Source organism: Streptomyces sp. SM18 (assembly GCF_002910775.2).
Taxonomy (GTDB): domain Bacteria; phylum Actinomycetota; class Actinomycetes; order Streptomycetales; family Streptomycetaceae; genus Streptomyces; species Streptomyces halstedii.
This window is the reverse complement of record NZ_CP029342.1, coordinates 5,509,108-5,525,289: the sequence shown is the minus strand read 5'-3', so window position 1 is coordinate 5,525,289 and position 16,182 is coordinate 5,509,108. Positions and strand designations below refer to the sequence as shown.

Annotated in this window: 12 protein-coding genes; 3 read left to right on the top strand and 9 right to left on the bottom strand. The window is 72.1% G+C overall.

What is annotated here, in order from left to right; genetic code table 11:
* Window positions 1-28: 28 nt before the first annotated feature.
* The gene (locus B9S64_RS24970) at window positions 29-259 is read left to right on the top strand and encodes a hypothetical protein (protein WP_014048767.1); all 231 of its coding nucleotides are present in this window, start codon (window positions 29-31) and stop codon (window positions 257-259) included.
* Window positions 260-371: 112 nt separating this feature from the next.
* On the opposite strand, the gene B9S64_RS24965 is transcribed toward B9S64_RS24970, so the two are convergent.
* The 6 genes from B9S64_RS24965 to B9S64_RS24940 all read right to left on the bottom strand — a co-directional run bounded on the left by B9S64_RS24965 (window position 372) and on the right by B9S64_RS24940 (window position 8,807).
* The gene (locus B9S64_RS24965; RefSeq protein ID WP_103492478.1) at window positions 372-1,202 is read right to left on the bottom strand and encodes a trypsin-like serine protease; all 831 of its coding nucleotides are present in this window, start codon (window positions 1,200-1,202) and stop codon (window positions 372-374) included.
* 148 nt (window positions 1,203-1,350) lie between these two features.
* A complete protein-coding gene (locus B9S64_RS24960) occupies window positions 1,351-2,901 on the bottom strand; it encodes an RNA polymerase sigma factor (protein WP_103492482.1) in 1,551 nt (516 codons plus the stop codon).
* Between the two features lie 341 nt (window positions 2,902-3,242).
* The gene (locus tag B9S64_RS24955) at window positions 3,243-4,109 is read right to left on the bottom strand and encodes a FadR/GntR family transcriptional regulator (RefSeq protein ID WP_203632219.1); all 867 of its coding nucleotides are present in this window, start codon (window positions 4,107-4,109) and stop codon (window positions 3,243-3,245) included.
* Between the two features lie 181 nt (window positions 4,110-4,290).
* Window positions 4,291-6,033 (bottom strand): ATP-binding cassette domain-containing protein, encoded by a 1,743-nt coding sequence (locus B9S64_RS24950; protein ID WP_103492476.1) that lies wholly within the window; start codon window positions 6,031-6,033, stop codon window positions 4,291-4,293.
* A gap of 186 nt (window positions 6,034-6,219) precedes the next feature.
* Window positions 6,220-6,984: an NUDIX domain-containing protein gene (locus B9S64_RS24945; protein WP_103492475.1), complete on the bottom strand. Its 765-nt coding sequence runs from the start codon at window positions 6,982-6,984 to the stop codon at window positions 6,220-6,222.
* A 440-nt stretch (window positions 6,985-7,424) separates the two neighbouring features.
* The gene (locus B9S64_RS24940; RefSeq protein ID WP_103492474.1) at window positions 7,425-8,807 is read right to left on the bottom strand and encodes a DUF4192 domain-containing protein; all 1,383 of its coding nucleotides are present in this window, start codon (window positions 8,805-8,807) and stop codon (window positions 7,425-7,427) included.
* Between the two features lie 110 nt (window positions 8,808-8,917).
* On the opposite strand from B9S64_RS24940, the gene B9S64_RS24935 reads away from it, so the two are divergent.
* Both B9S64_RS24935 and B9S64_RS24930 read left to right on the top strand, forming a co-directional pair.
* A complete protein-coding gene (locus B9S64_RS24935; protein WP_103492473.1) occupies window positions 8,918-11,089 on the top strand; it encodes a RecQ family ATP-dependent DNA helicase in 2,172 nt (723 codons plus the stop codon).
* 227 nt (window positions 11,090-11,316) lie between these two features.
* Entirely contained in the window at window positions 11,317-11,958 is a 642-nt protein-coding gene (locus B9S64_RS24930) for a hypothetical protein (protein ID WP_103492472.1), read from the top strand.
* A gap of 222 nt (window positions 11,959-12,180) precedes the next feature.
* On the opposite strand, the gene B9S64_RS24925 is transcribed toward B9S64_RS24930, so the two are convergent.
* From B9S64_RS24925 to B9S64_RS24915, 3 genes are all read right to left on the bottom strand, one after another.
* Window positions 12,181-12,840, bottom strand: coding sequence for a hypothetical protein (locus tag B9S64_RS24925; protein ID WP_109492119.1), 660 nt, complete (start codon window positions 12,838-12,840; stop codon window positions 12,181-12,183).
* Between the two features lie 56 nt (window positions 12,841-12,896).
* The gene (locus B9S64_RS24920) at window positions 12,897-13,607 is read right to left on the bottom strand and encodes a ribonuclease HII (protein ID WP_103491945.1); all 711 of its coding nucleotides are present in this window, start codon (window positions 13,605-13,607) and stop codon (window positions 12,897-12,899) included.
* 315 nt (window positions 13,608-13,922) lie between these two features.
* Window positions 13,923-15,968, bottom strand: a complete 2,046-nt coding sequence (locus tag B9S64_RS24915) for a DUF4153 domain-containing protein (RefSeq protein WP_103491944.1) — start codon at window positions 15,966-15,968, stop codon at window positions 13,923-13,925.
* Window positions 15,969-16,182: the final 214 nt, after the last annotated feature.

The following is a 16,182-nucleotide window of genomic DNA, read 5'->3' as shown; positions in this document are numbered from 1 at the left end:
CAGCTCGTCGAGCTAGAGAAGAGGCGACGTGACTACTGTTCTGACCCCCGCGAGCCCGCTGACCGCAGCAGACCGCTGTGACCGTTGCGGCGCCCAGGCCTATCTGCGCGTCGTCCTGATCAGTGGCGGTGAACTGCTCTTCTGTGCCCACCACGGGCGCAAGTTCGAGCCGGAACTCAAGAAGATCGCCGCGGAAATACAGGATGAGACGGATCGGCTCACCGCCGCGCAGGCGAGTGCTGCCGACGAGGAACACTGACACCTCGCATCCACGACGAGCCAGGGGCCCGGTCCGCGACCGGCCGACGGGCGGCTTCCCCCTTGGGGAGAGCCGCCCGTTCTCGTGTCTCTGGGGCCTGGTCGCCGGCCGCTCAGGGCCGGTCGGCCATCCACTCCGTCGCCGCGGAGACGCGGGTGTAGACCCCGGGGCTGCCCGGGCTTCCGCAGCCGCTGCCCCAGGACACCAGCCCGACGAGGCGCCCACGGGCCACCAGAGGGCCTCCGCTGTCGCCCTGGCAGGCGTCGTGCCCTCCGGCCGTGTCACCGGCGCAGAGCATCGATGAGGCGTCGTACGTGCCGTACGGGCCGCCGGGGTAGGCCTGGGCGCATGTCCGGTCCGGCAGCACCCGTACGTCCGCGGCGCGCAGCACGGACGCGTAGGCGCCGTATCCGGTGGTGTCGCCCCAGCCGTACACCGTGGCCTCGGTACCGACCGTGTACGCCTCGTCACCGGCCGGGGCCATCGGGACGACACTCTCCGCGGGCAGGGCCCGCTCCAGGGTGAGCACCGCGAGGTCCCCGGCGTTCGTCCGGGAGTCGTAACCCGGATTGGACCAGGCCGACCGTACGGCGACCTCCTGGCCGCCCGGACCGCTCAGGTCGTCCCGTCCGGCGATGACCTTCAGATCGCGTACCTCCGAGACGGCACCGCCGAGCACGTCCGGCCGCAGACAGTGCGCCGCCGTGAGCACCTCGGTGGGTGAGACGGCCACCCCGCCGCAGAACTGTCCGGCGCGTGTTCCTCCGAACCGGTCACGGCTCGACAGGGCCACGGCCCACGGACTGTCCGAGACGGCGGCCGGGCGCCCTCCCACGATGATGCTGTCTGCGGCGGCGGGGGCCGGGTGGCCGAGGGGTATAAGCGCCGCCGCGGCGGCCAGCACGAAGGCCAGGGGGAGGACGCGGACCGGTGGACGGGGCATGAGGGCTCCTGACTCCGAGGTGAACGATGCCTACTCAGCGTCATTCGCCCGCCTGTCCCCCGCACCCGCACCCGCACCCGCACAGGGCGAGGGCCCGGGAACCACACCAGGTTCCCGGGCCCTCGCCCTGTGCGTCCGCGACGGCGGCCTAGTCCAGGTAGTCGCGCAGGACCTGGGACCGCGACGGGTGACGGAGCTTCGACATCGTCTTCGACTCGATCTGGCGGATGCGCTCACGCGTCACGCCGTAGACCTTGCCGATCTCGTCCAGCGTCTTCGGCTGGCCGTCGGTGAGACCGAAGCGCATCGAGACGACGCCCGCCTCACGCTCGGAGAGGGTGTCGAGCACCGAGTGCAGCTGCTCCTGAAGGAGGGTGAAGCTGACCGCGTCGGCCGGTACGACCGCCTCGGAGTCCTCGATCAGGTCTCCGAACTCACTGTCGCCGTCCTCACCGAGCGGGGTGTGCAGCGAGATGGGCTCACGGCCGTACTTCTGGACCTCGATGACCTTCTCAGGGGTCATGTCGAGCTCCTTGGCCAGCTCCTCCGGGGTGGGCTCGCGGCCCAGGTCCTGGAGCATCTGGCGCTGCACACGGGCCAGCTTGTTGATGACCTCGACCATGTGCACCGGGATGCGGATGGTGCGGGCCTGGTCGGCCATGGCGCGGGTGATCGCCTGCCGGATCCACCAGGTGGCGTACGTGGAGAACTTGTAGCCCTTGGTGTAGTCGAACTTCTCGACCGCGCGGATCAGACCGAGGTTGCCTTCCTGGATCAGGTCCAGGAAGAGCATGCCGCGGCCGGTGTAGCGCTTGGCCAGCGAGACCACGAGCCGGAGGTTGGCCTCCAGCAGGTGGTTCTTCGCCCGGCGGCCGTCCTCGGCGATGATCTCCAGCTCGCGCTTGAGCTTCGGCGCCAGCTTGTCGGAGTTGGCGAGCTTGTCCTCGGCGAAGAGGCCGGCCTCGATGCGCTTGGCGAGCTCGACCTCCTGCTCGGCGTTGAGGAGCGGGACCTTGCCGATCTGCTTCAGGTAGTCCTTGACCGGGTCGGCCGTGGCACCGGCGACGGCGACCTGCTGCGCGGGCGCGTCGTCCTCGTCGTCGTCGGAGAGGACGAAGCCCTTGTTCTCGCCCTCGCCCTCCTCTTCCTCGCCCTTGCCGGCCTTGACTTCCTCGACCGCCTCGTCGCCGTCGAGGAGCTCCTCGTCCTGCTTGCCGGCCTTCTTGGCGGTGGCCTTCTTGGCCGCGGTCTTCTTCGCGGTGGCCTTCTTGGCGACCGTCTTCTTGGCCGCGGCCTTCTTCGCGGGAGCGGACACGGTGGCGTCACCGGCCGCGGTGTCCGCGCCGGCCTCGGCCGCCGGTGCGGCCGGGGCCGCGGCGGTCCGCGTCACGGTCGTCTTGGTGGCGACGGACTTGGTGGCGGTGCGCTTGACCGGGCTCTTCGCTGCGACGCTCTTGCGGGCGCGCTTCGGCGACTCCGCGGCACTGACCATCAGCGTCACACCCTCTTCCTCGAGGATCTGGTTGAGGCTGCGCAGAACATTCTTCCACTGGGTTGGCGGAATCTGGTCAGCCTCGAAGGCCCGACGCACGTCATCGCCGGCGATCTGCCCATCAGCCTTTCCCCGCTCGATGAGCGCCATCACAGACTCGGACTCGGCGATCTCCGGCGGGAGCGTACGGGATGTGCTGGCCGACACGAACAACCTCTCGGAACGATGGAAACGGCTTCCGGTCCGGCCCTGGGGAGAGCTCGAACCGACGACCGGCGGCTGGGGATGTCGCCGACGGCGCGGGCTTGGCCTCAGAACTCGACAGCGCACTGCATGGCTGCTGTATTCCTTCCGCGGCGGTCACCTCTTAAGTCATCGCACTGCCCCCAGGAGTGTTACGGCCAATTCACGTGGCCCGAGTCACACCCCATACGCGACAAACTCAACCAGGTGTCACCTATCCGCACAATTGTGCCGCCGGACCCGTGGGCCCGGCGGCACACGGCCCGCGCGCCTCGGCCATGCCGTACCAGGCGGCAGCGCCGCGCTCAGTGCTCGCGGGGGGCGGGGACGACTCGCTCGACATCCGGGTGACCGACGAGCAGCTGGCGCATGGCGGCCTCGGCGCCGGTCGCGTCACCCGAGGCGAGCGCCTCCACGATGCGCGCGTGGTGTCCGAGTGACGCCTCGCCGGGCCGGTCACAGCCCATGACCGGGCCGCCGGAGACGTGCAGGGCGGCGGACACGATCCCGGAGAGGTGCTCCAGCATGCGGTTTCCGGCGGCCTGGACGAGCAGGGCGTGGAACTCCCCGTCGGCCCGGGAGAACGTGATGGTATCCCCCTGCCCCGTCGCGTGCCCCATGATCTCGATCATGTCACCGAGGCGCTGCTGGATGTCCTCGCGCCCGTGGCCGGCCGCCAGGCGCGCCGCCAGCGGCTCGATCGTCCATCGCAGCTCGGTCAGCTCACGGCGCTGGTCGTCACGCTGGGGACCGAAGGCCCTCCATTCGATGATGTCGGGATCCAGGAGGTTCCAGTCACTGACGGGGCGGACCCGGGTACCGACATTGGGGCGTGCGCTGACCAGGCCCTTGGCCTCCAGCACACGCAGGGACTCCCTGACCACGGTGCGGGAGACCTCGAATCGCTGGCCGATCTCCTCCGGGACGAGCGGCCGGTCGGCGCCGAGGTCCCCGGAAACGATCATCTGGCCCAACTGCTGGACCAGTTGGCCGTGGAGGCCGCGGCCCCGACCGGCCGTGCCGCGTCGGCCCGCCCGTCCCAGATCGGAATCGGTACCGCCCCAGGCGCGCAGGGCGGCCTGCTCGCCGGCCGGCGGCTCCGTGTAGGGGTAGCGGTCGATTTCGCCCGGTCCGGCGAGGCCGGAATCGGCGGAGCGGGCGGCGGTCATCATGGCGTGCGCAAGGGTACTCACGCATCCTTTGTCGGCGTGGCTCACCCGCCGCTTGAGGTCTTTGGTGAAAAGCACACGAAAGGGTGATCGGCACTCGCCCTACAATTGACGCCTTATCGGCAGAAATCGCGCATTCTCCGGGGAGTTGAGGACCGATCATCATTCTGTCGGATCTACGCGGTCACCAACGCGCCCTCCCCCGCAGGCCGGTGAACACGTAGGCGCAGACCAGGATCGACAACGACAGGGACAGAGCGGCACCCACGGGTTGCGTCACGATCCGCACCGCGGCCATGGCCCACCGGTCCGTCTCGTACGGCCACTGCAGCCAGGCGAGTTCGCGGAGCCTGGCCGGGAGCCCGGCGACCGAACGCGCGGACGGCACGGCGAGCAGCTTCTGCACCAGCGGGACGACGAGGACGGGCACCGCGAGAACGGCCGCGACCCCTGCCGCCGCCCTGCGGAAGATCCCCGCGGCGAGCAGCCCGGCCCAGGCGCAGCCCACCGAGAAGCAGGCCCAACTGGCTCCCAGCGCGAGGGCGTTGTCCGGCACCGCGACCAGGTCACCGCCGTACACGAGGCGCAGGGCCTCGGCGTCCGCGAGCACGGAGACCAGCGCGATCAGCAGGGCGACGGCACCGCAGACGGCCAGTTTCGCCAGCAGCAGCCCGAGGCGGCGGGGGACGGTTCCCCGCCCCGCGGCCAGCGCCGGGTACCTGTACTCGTCACCGAAGGAGAGGGCGCCGATCAGGCCGGCCCCGAACGCGGCGGGCGGCAGGGGCAGCAGTTCGGGCCAGGCGACCAGCAGGTCGGGGAGCGGCGCCCGGCCGGAGCGGGCGAGCACGACGGAGACGACCGCCGAGAGCAGCACGACGACGGTGAGGACGAGGGTGGTCGTCCGGACACCGAAGAGCCGGCGCAACTCGTAGCGCAGGGGCCGCAGTGGGCCGCGGTCGGGGCGTACCCGGATCGGGGGCGGGAGCTTCGAGACCGCCACGGCGGAGGCGGGTCTCGGGACGGCTCGCCGGGCGGCGGCGGGATCGGCGACCGGTCCCGCGTCCCCGGTCTCGTCCGCGAGTTGGTGTACGGGGACGCCGTGCCGGTACGCCGTGTCCCCGATCTCCGCGCAACTGCTGCCGTAGACCGACAGGCGGCTGCCGTCCTCGGCGACCACCTCGACGGGGCGCCGGGCAGACCGCGCCTCCCGGCTGACGACGGCCGCCAGCCGTGCGGCGTGGGGCGTGCGCACCGCGACCCGGGGGCGCAGCCGCGTCCGGGAGAAGTCAGCCACCGCCTGGTCGGCGATCAGGCGGCCGCCGTCGATGGTGACCACCCGGTCGGCCGTCGCGGCGGCCTCTTTGGGGTCGCTGGTGGTGTGCAGGACCGTCCCGCCCTCGGCGGCGTGGGCCCGCAGCAGCCCGTGCATCCAGCTCCTCTCCCGTGGGGAGAGGCCCTTGGCGGGCTCGTCGAGCACGAGCGTGTGCGGGTCTCCGAGAAGCGCGGAGGCGAGACCCAGCCGGCGGTCCATGCCCGCCGAGAGGGCGCCGAGGCGCTGATCTCCGAGACCCGCCAGGCCGACGACCTCCAGCAGTTCGTCCGCGCGGGTCGCGGGGACTCCGGCAGCGGCGCAGAGCATGCGGAGCTGACCGCGGGCCGTGCGCGCCGGGTGACCGGGTACGTCGCCCAGCAGTACGCCGACTTCACGGGCGGGGTGGCCGATGCGGTGCAGGGGGCGGCCACGGAAGTAGGTGACGCCGCGCCCGGGTTCGAGTTCGAGCATCAGCCGCAGGGCGGTGGTCTTGCCGGAACCGGGCGCGCCGAGGAGCGCGGTGACGCGGCCGGGAGGGGCTTCGAAGGTCAAGTCGTCCACGACGGGGGGTCTGTCGCGGCCGGGGGCGCTGGTCAGTCCGGTGGCCTGGAGCATCGCTTCTCTCGCGGAGGGGGAGACCGCTCGGCGGCAGGGCGGGGGTACCTCTGAGGGCGAGGTACCCCTGCAAGATAACGCGACATTTCAGACTTTTGTTGCAGCTTTGCCTCTACCGGCGTTCCGTTGCCCGATTGGCGCGTGGGGCGGGGCGCCTGGCCAACCCCGGTACCGAAAATCCGACAATCAGACTTCGGGTCGGAGCATCGGAGGATTGAGCACGGTGGCGGAGCCCGTCCTGAACAGCTGTGCGGGACGCCCGCCCTGCCGCGTGGTGGTCCCGCCGGACGGCACCAGGAAGCCCGGTGTGCCGGTGACCTTGCGGTGGAAGTTGCGCGGGTCCAGGACCACACCCCACACCGCCTCGTAGACCCGCCGAAGCTCGCCCACGGTGAACTCGGGCGGGCAGAACGCCGTTGCCAGCGAGGAGTATTCGATCTTGGAGCGGGCGCGTTCCACCCCGTCGTCGAGAATGCGCGCGTGGTCGAACGCCAGCGGAGCCGGCTGCTCGCCGTCGCGGCCCGTGCCGCCTTCCGGGCCGAGCAGTTCCCCGACGGGCGCCCAGCGCGCGCTGTTGGCGTCACCACCGGCACGCGGCGCGGGAAGATCGGGGGCCAGCGCGAGGTGCGCCACACTGACGACCCGCATCCTGGGGTCCCGCCCGGGGTCCCCGTACGTGGCCAACTGCTCCAGGTGGGCGCCGTTTCCCACGGCGGGAGCGGCCGGGTCCTGCGCGCGGAGTCCGGTCTCCTCGGCGAGTTCCCGCGCGGCGGCGGCGCCGAGATCCTCGTCGGTTCTGACGAATCCGCCCGGCAGCGCCCACATGCCCTGGAAGGGCGCCTCACCGCGGCGCACCACCAGTGCGCAGAGCGCGTGGCGGCGCACCGTGAGCACAACCAGGTCGACGGTGACAGCGAAGGGCGGGAAGGTCGACGGGTCGTAGGGCGGCATGCCGAAATCATAGTCGTCTTCCTGACGATAAACACTCCCTTCGCGATCTCCGTCTCCCCGACCGAACCGACCACCCGGCCCGAGGGCTTCTACCGGGGTTTCGGTCCGACCACCACCCGGCTGTATGCGCCTCCACCCACGACCCGCGGTCCGCCCGAACCGGCCTCCGCCCAGCCCGCACCCCACCGAGGTCCCGGTCCTGCTACCTCCCGGTCCGTGCCCCACCGATGTCCCCGCCCGCCCTGGCCACTCGAACCGACCGGGCCACTCGAACCGGCCGGGCCGTTCGAACCCGCCAGGCCGCCCGATCCGACCGGGACGTTCGAACCCGCCACGCCCCTATCTCTCCGTCCACGGCGCCAGTCCCCGGACGCGTTCGTCCTGGGCTGCGACGTCTCCTTGGAGGAGATCACCGCAGCTGCTCTCCCGGGCCCTGATCGTCAGCGGCCGGTCCGGGTGCCACGCCGCGCTCGCATCCGCCGGACGCGTACCCGCCCACGGATTCCGGCCGGCCGGGAGCGAGAAGTGCCGCGAGCGGGCCCATCAAGGCCGGGCTTCGGCCGCGTCCGCCGCGCCGCGTTCATCGGCTCCGCGTCCCGGGTGCGTGCCTGGCGTCGGCGGGGCGAGCCAGGGGCGCGTCGCCGGGGCCGGTGTTCACCGCCGGGAGCCGTGCCACCGTGGGCGGCACGCAGACTGCGCTCCCCGCGCAGGCAGCGGCGCAGCGTCTCCGGATCCAGTCCGTCGTTGCACGCCTGGTGCAGCAATTGCGCGAACGTGTAGTCAGGGTCCGCGCGGAGGGCGAGCCCCAGAGCGACCCGGGCCGCCGGCTCGTCGCCGGTCGACCAGGACACCCAGCCGACCAGCGCGAGCGGCGCGGCGGAGTGTTCCACGTACGCACCGACGCACCGGCGTGCGAGCGCCCGCCACAGCCGCAGGGCACTCTCCCCTTCGTGCCCTTCCATCCACTCCGCCGCCCGGTCCCTGGTCTCGCGGTCCTGTAGCCCGAGGATCACCGCGGCGGCCTCCTCCGGGTCGATCAGCCGGTCGTCGGCGGTGTCGATGTCGGTTTCGGTAACGCCCGCCGCGGCCGCCGTGGCCCGCCCCAGGCGCTCGATGAGCTTCCCCGCGAGCACCAGGGTCTCGTCGGCCACTTGGCGCCGCCCCCGCACGTCGAGGATCCGCGAGACGAGCCGGGCCCCCGCGGAGTCCAGCGCCCGTAGCTGCTCCTCCACGGGCACCGTGTCCCCGGGCATGAGCCGCGCCTCCATCTCCCGCAGGGAACCACGCACCCGGATCCCCGCGTAGGCGGCCGCCGCGGCCATGACCGTGGTGCCCGGCAGCGCCAGCGGATTCCCCTCGGCCGGGCAGCAGCGCGTGTCGGGGCAGCAGTAGGACCAGTACCGGCCGTCGGAGATGCAGAGCGCTTCCAGCACGGGCACGTCGAGTGCCCCGCAGGCTGTGCGCAGACGCTGCGCGAACGGCCTCAGACGCTCCATGACCTGGTTGGCGCTCTCGCCCTCGGCGGGGTCCTGGCACAGGAAGACGACGATCGCGTCGGGACGGGAGTCACGCCGCTCACTGCCCGAGACCAGGCTCCGCGCCAGTTGGTTCGAGACACGCGTCCACTCGGCCGGGGAGGGGGGAATGTCCAGCCTCAGCCGCCCGCCGAAGCGGCCCAGGCCACCGTGGAGCGCCACCATGACCACGCTGTCGCTCGGATGGAAACCCATCAGGTAGGGAAGCGCGTCGGCCAGTTCGGCGGGACCACGCAGGGTGATGTGCTGCTCGTCTGCCGGTTCGGTCGATTCGGGGTGCTTGTTCATGGGATGACCGTCCCGCGGCGCCGCGATTTCCGCGACCCCTGTGGATAAAGTTATCCACAGGCGCGTCCGGCCGTTCGCGGTTTGTCACAGGCATCGGGTTGCATGGGGGCATGACCAACGCAGACCGCTCAGAGCTCAGGGCCTCGGCCGATTCCGTACTCGCCCGCCTGGTCGGGGACACCACGGGCACCGCGAAGCTGCGCGAGGACCAGTGGCGGGCCATCGAAGCCCTCGTCGCCGACAAGCGCAGGGCTCTGGTCGTGCAGCGGACCGGCTGGGGGAAGTCCGCCGTGTATTTCGTGGCGACATCGCTGCTGCGTGCGCGGGGGGACGGGCCCACCGTCATCGTCTCGCCGCTGCTCGCGCTGATGCGCAACCAGGTGGCCGCGGCCGCCCGTGCCGGAATCAGCGCGCGCACCATCAACTCCTCGAACACCGAGGAATGGGACACCGTGCGCGCCGAGGTGGCGGCGGGCGAGGTGGACGTGCTCCTGGTGAGCCCCGAGCGGCTCAACAACCCGGACTTCCGCGATCAGGTCCTTCCGGAGCTCGCCGCCACGACCGGTCTGCTCGTGGTCGACGAGGCGCACTGCATCTCCGACTGGGGCCATGACTTCCGGCCGGACTACCGCCGGCTCCGGACGATGCTCGCCGATCTGCCGGCCGGGGTGCCGGTCCTGGCCACCACCGCGACCGCCAACGCGCGCGTGACCGCGGACGTCGCCGAGCAGCTCGGCACGGGCGCGGGCACGGACGCCCTCGTCCTGCGCGGGCCTCTGGACCGGGAGAGTCTGAGTCTCGGTGTGCTCCGGCTGCCCAGCGCCGCACACCGCCTGGCCTGGCTCGGCGACCACCTCGGGGAGCTGCCCGGCTCCGGGATCATCTACACACTCACGGTCGCGGCGGCCGAGGAGGTCACCACCTATCTCCGCCGGTGCGGACACACGGTCTCCTCGTACACGGGCCGCACCGAGAACGCCGACCGGCAACTGGCCGAGGACGATCTGCTGGCCAACCGGGTCAAGGCGCTGGTGGCCACGTCCGCGCTCGGCATGGGATTCGACAAGCCCGACCTCGGCTTCGTCGTGCACCTCGGCTCGCCCTCGTCCCCCATCGCCTACTACCAGCAGGTCGGGCGGGCGGGGCGTGGTGTCGAGCACGCCGAAGTCCTGCTGCTGCCCGGAAAGGAGGACGAGGCGATCTGGCAGTACTTCGCGTCGGTCGCCTTTCCCTCGGAGGAGCAGGTGCGACGCACGCTCGACGTCCTCGCCCACGCGGGCCGCCCCCTCTCGCTGCCCGCGATGGAGCCCCTGGTCGATCTCAGGCGCACCCGGCTGGAGACGATGCTGAAGGTGCTGGACGTGGACGGCGCGGTGAAGCGTGTGAAGGGCGGCTGGACCTCCACCGGTGAGCCATGGGTCTACGACGCGGAGCGCTATGCCTGGGTCGCCCGGCAGCGAAAGGCCGAGCAACAGGCCATGCGCGACTACGCGGCCGGTACGGGGTGCCGCATGGAATTCCTGCGTCGCCAGCTGGACGACGAGGAGGCCACCGCGTGCGGACGCTGTGACAACTGCGCGGGTGCCCGGTTCGACGACAAGGTCTCCACCGCCGCCCTCGACGGGGCCCAGGGCGAGTTGGGACGTCCGGGGGTCGAGGTGGAGGCCCGCAAGATGTGGCCTACCGGGCTGGCCTCGGTGGGTGTCTACCTCAAGGGGAGGATCCCGGCGGACGAGCTGGCGTTCCCCGGCCGGGCGCTCGGCCGGCTGTCCGACATCGGCTGGGGCAACAGGCTCCGCCCCATGCTGGCGGCCGATGCCCCCGACTCCCCCGTCCCGGACGACGTGGCCGATGCCGTGGTCACCGTTCTCGCCGACTGGGCCAAGGGGCCCGGTGGCTGGGCCGGCGGTGGACCGGACTCACCCGCGAGGCCCGCGGGGGTCGTCACCGTCGCGTCACGGCGTCGGCCGCTTCTGGTCCACTCGCTGGGCAGCCGAATCGCTGAGGTGGGCCGTATGCCGTTGCTGGGTTCCCTGAGCTACGCGCCGGGCAGCGAGGACCTGCGCATCTCGCAGACCAACAGCGCTCAACGGGTGCGCGCTCTGCACGAGGCCCTCGTCGTGGAGGCCCCGTTGGCCGAGGCGCTGAGCGCCGCGGGCGGACCGGTCCTGCTCGTGGACGATCTCTCCGATACGGGCTGGACACTGGCCGTGGCGGCCCGGTTGCTCCGCCGGGCCGGGGCGACCGGGGTGTTCCCGCTGGTCCTCGCGGTTCAGGCGTGACGAGGGCTTGGCAACTGCCCGAGCGGGCAGGGATATCAGTAGGGATATCCGTGTCATTCCGTCCGATAGCCGTCAGCCGCGTCAATTGCTCGTTGCCGCCTGCCGGTACGACAGGAAGAATTGGACTCGCTCCCCGCACGGTCTTCTCGCGGGCCCGGAAGGGCTGTGCCGCGGCGCGCCCTCACTCGATCCTGCCCGCACCGTGGGCGCGTAGCGAAGGGAGGACCATGACCTTCGGATTCGCTTCGTCCGCAGCAACCTCACTGTCCGCGTCCCCGGTGTCCGCCGGTTCCGTCAACAACCTCTCCCGGATACTCGAACCGGCCGAGTGGGCGGCCGCCGGGATACCCCTGCTGCGCAGCCCGCGTGAGGTCGTCAGTGGGCTGCACGCCCGCCACGGGCCCACTCCGACCACGGCGGTCGTCGCCGTCCTCGACCACGAGGAACGGCTCACGGCCAGCGCCTCGTTCACCCGGCGGACCACGGTGGCCGCGGACGGCTGGGAGTTCCGCAACGCGCTGCTGGCCCACCTGCGCCGCGTCCTCCCGCACGATCTGCGCCGGCGGAACCCGGTGCGTACGGCCGTGCTGCTCTACTGCCGCGAGGGGGACGAGCGGTGGACGGAGGAGGACGGGGCGTGGATGTGGGGTCTGCGGGACGCCTGCACCCTGCACGGTCTGCGCTGCGGGGCGTACATCACGCTGACGCGGGGTGGCTGGCAGGTCCTCGGTGACGGCAGGGGAGGTCGCAGGCCCAACTCGCTGTCGCAGCCGTCCTCCCTCGCCGACACCTCGGCCGAGGCCGACTCGGCTCCCGTCCGCACCGGGGGCGGCGCCGCCGAGGCGCTCAGGCGGTCCGCCGCCCGGTGAGGCGGGTGCGCCGCCGGGTCCGGTTGCGTCGGGGCCTCGGACAGCGCCGCTCCTGGACGCGGCACGTCTCGTACACAGGTGGACCGGGCACAGGCAGACCGGGCACAGGCGGACCGAGTACGAACACGGGTGGTCCGCGCATGGCCTGCCCGCGCACAGCTGGTCGGCACATGGCTGGTCCCGGACGCCCTCGCGGACGACCGGGACCGAGGGGTGAGGCGTTCAGACGCCCGCGCCGAGCGCGGGGTTGACCTTCTCCGGTACTCCGCACACGATCAGCAGCGCGTCCGCGCGCTGTCGGGCGACCGCCAGCGCACCGGCGATGCCGTCGTCCGCGCCGCCGTTGACGGCTACGACGACGACTGAACGCCCCTTGCAACGCTGGGCGTTGGAGACGTGAGCGAAGAAGACGTCGTCACCGGCGTCCTGCTGGGCCCAGTACGCGCTCTCGCCGAAGGAGAGTTCATGGGCGGCCCAGGGATGCGGGTCGCCCGTGGTGAGCACCAGGATCTCACCGGGTGCGCGACCGGAGTCGAGCAGCAGGTCCACGGCCTCGTCTGCGGCGTCGAGCGCGCCGCCCACGGGTGCCGGAATCACCTGGAGCTGTGCTTCGGAACGGTTCTCCGGGCGGCCGCGCCGAGCCGGCCGGGCCGCGCCGGACGGGGTGGGCGCCGCGGACGACGGGGTGGGTACGGGGCGCGGGCGCTGCGCCGGGGGCGCGGGCCGCGCGGGGCCGGAGCCCGGATGCCCGGGACGCGGCGTGGCCGCGGAACGCGGTCCGGGTACGGGACGGGGGGTCGGCGTGGCACGGCCGGTGGCCGGAGTAACGCGGGGACCCTGGGCACTCTCGGAAATCGGAGGCTCCTCGGGAATGAGAGGCATGAATGGTTGTCTGTCGAACGCCGGCGCTTCGGGCCGGGTGGGATACGCCTGTGCGATCAGAAGTCGAAGCCGAGCTGGCCCCCGCTTTCCAGTGCAGCCGCCTCGGCGGAGAAACGGACCTTCTTCAGGTGCTGCCACTTGGGCAGCGCGTCCAGATAGGACCAGCTGAGGCGGTGATGAGCCGTGGGCCCCCACTCCTCCAGCGCGGCCCGGTGCACCGGTGACGGATACCCGGCGTTCGCGTCGAAGGCGAAGTCTGCGTACTGACCCGAATCCGCGCCGAGTTCGGCCATCATCGTGTCCCGGTGCACCTTGGCGATCACCGAGGCCGCGGCAACGGCGATACAGGACTGGTCGCCCTTGATCACCGTGCGGACCTTCCAGGGATCACCGAGGTAGTCGTGCTTGCCGTCGAGAATCACCGCGTCCGGCCGGACGGGCAGGGCGTCGAGAGCCCTGACCGCGGCGAGCCGGAGTGCGGCGGTCATGCCGAGGTCGTCGATCTCCTCCGGTGAGGCGTGCCCCAGCCCGAAGGCGGTGACCCATTTCTCCAGCAACGGCGCCAGTTCCGCACGGCGCCTGGGGCTCATCAGCTTGGAGTCGGTGAGGCCCTCGGGAGCCCGGCGTAGGCCGGTGACGGCCGCGCACACGGTGACGGGCCCCGCCCACGCTCCGCGTCCGACCTCGTCGACACCGGCGACGGTCTTGGCACCGGAAGTGGCGCGCAGTGAGCGCTCGACGGTGTGCGTGGGTGGTTCATACGGCATGGCGCCTGCCAGGTTACGCCGCCGGGCACGGCGAGAACACCCCGGGGGCACCCCTTGGTCATCCGGTGGGGGTCCCGCTGCTCCGGGAATCGCCGCCGGGCCGGAATCCGTGCCGGAACAGGGCGCGTCCGGCTCGGGATCGGAAGGCGATCAGACACCTCGGGCGAGAGCACCGCGAGCGGAACGGCGAGGCGGGGACCGAGACCGTCCCAAGGCCCTGGCTCCCGGCTCCCGGCTCCCGGCTCCCGGCTCCCGGCTCCCGGCTCCACCCTCGGCTCCCGCCCGCGTGGCGGAAAGGCCGCTCGGTGCGGGGTTCTAGTACGACGCGGAGGGGTCCTCGCCGCCGTGGTCCTCGCGCGGGTACCCGCCCTCTTCGTGGTCTCCTCGTTCGTCGGCCTGTTCGTCGACGCTCCGGCCGGGGCTGTAGCACTCCGACCCTCGGAGTTGCGCGGGGTTCGCCGCCAGGATGTCCCGGGCCCTCGCCTCGCCCCAACTGGTGGCGTACCACGGTGCGTCCGAGGTGGCGAGGGTGCGCTGGATCCGTTCCAGCGCACAGGACCGCAGCGGTTCGGGCAAGGTGTCCAGCGCCGGCACCGCGTCGGCCGACAGCTCGCGGAGGTAGTCGATGTCGATCGCCTTCCGCTCCTGGTAGCGGTGGACGTTCTGTTCCGCGATGAGCCCGTCGGGCGAGAGCAGGCCGAAGGCGAGCACGCCCGCGGCGGCGCTCACAGCGACGGCACGCGGCAGCAGCCTGGCGCCGAAGACGCCCGCCACCAGGATGAGGACGAGGACGACCCCGAGCCAGAGTTCCACGGCGGCCACGGAGATCCGCAGCCGCGTCAGGCCGAACGCCTCCACGTAGAGGTCCATCCTGCGCAGCGCGGACGCCACGACGACGAGCGTGAGGACGCACAGGGCGCCGAGCACGCTCCGGACCAGGGTGCGGTCATGGCGACCGCCACGCGGCGCCCAGCGCCGGGCGAGCGCGATGACGACCAGAGTCAGCACCGTGGCCCACAGGAGCTGCCAGAAGCCCTGGCGCGCGTAGGCGGACCGGGTCAGCCCCGTCTCCTCCAGCACCTTGTCGTACCCACCGAGCAGGACGACGAGCTGGAACCCGACGAAGAGCGCGAAGAGCAGATTGAGCACGATCAGCGGCACCGCCCACTCGGCCCTCTTGCGAGCCGGCCCGGGGCGCACGGTGATGCCGTCCCAGCGCACCGGCGCGGCAGCCGTGTGGGCGGCGGCGAGGGCACCGAACAGTCCCAGCACGAACAGCATTGCGCGCCACGGGCTGTCCCCGATGCTCAGGTCCGGTGCGAGTCCGCTCAGCAGGTCCGCGAACGCGGGGTCCGCACTGGCGAAGAGCGCGCCGAACACGACGAGCAGCGCGACGGCCACCCCGGTGGTGCGCGTGGCGGTGCGCACCCGGCCACGGGAGTCGTCCGCCCTGTCGCGTATTCCGCGCCATCCCCAGCGGACCCCACGCGACACGGAGGTGCACAGCCCCCAGGAGCCGAACAGGATACCGGGCCAGCCCCGGCTGCCGTGCAGGGCGAGCGAACCGAGGGCGAGGGCCGACACCAGGGCGAGGAACGAGGGCCATCCCGCGTCCCGGAGCGCCGGAACGGCCAGGAGCGCCAGCCCTCCGACCGCCCAGACCGCGGTCCAGGGCCGGAGCCTGCGGCCCGCCGCCCGCGCGGCGAAGTACGCGGCCAGGGCGGCGGCCACCGTCACGAACAGCAAGTTCAGCCCCAGGCCGTCGCCGAGGAGCAGGGCGCTGAGCAACCCTGCGGCGAGGGCCGAGCAGAGCGTCGCGGCCGTGATCGGCGGTGGTCCGGGGGGCCGCAACCGAGACAGGAGACCGGGCGGTGGCTGTTGCGTGCGGCCCTGCCGGGAAACGGCCGGAGGCGGCGGAGCTTTACGGTAGGCGGGAGCCGTCGACGCGTTGGGACCGGTACGGCCGCCAGGAGCGGCAGGACCGTCAGAACCGGCTTCCCCGGACGGACTGGTGGCCCCGGAAGGACCGGCCTCCCCGGCCAGGTCGTCGTTCCCCGGCATCGCCTCGCGTCGACCCGAATCCGAAGCCTGAACCGAGCCCGACCCCTGGGCCGAACCCGACCCCGGAACCGAGCCCGAGCCCTGAGCCGGAACACCGCTCCGGGGCCGAGCGGACGCCGCCGGTTGCGCAACGTCCCTGGCCCCACCAGCTCTCTCCGGTCCCTCAGGCTCCTCAGGCCCCGCAGCCCTCCCGGCCCCCGCGACGGCACGGGACCGTGACGGCTCGGCCTCGCCGGATTCCGGTGGCGTAGCCGACGCACCGGGTCTGCCGGAGGCTGCTTCGGACGCGTGGTCGGACATGGGACCCCTCCCCACCGAGGTCCGCGCACGGCCACGCGGTGGCACGGCGACCTCGGCGTCTCATGGACACAGCCCTCAAGATCACTGAGGGTGGCGTGGCCGAAAGAGTAGCCGGGAGCCGCCGCCGTCGACCGCCCCGGGAATCCCTGTGGCAGGACCGTGACAGAGCACTCGGCACATCCGGGACATCGACCGCGAGGCGGCACACCCCGGC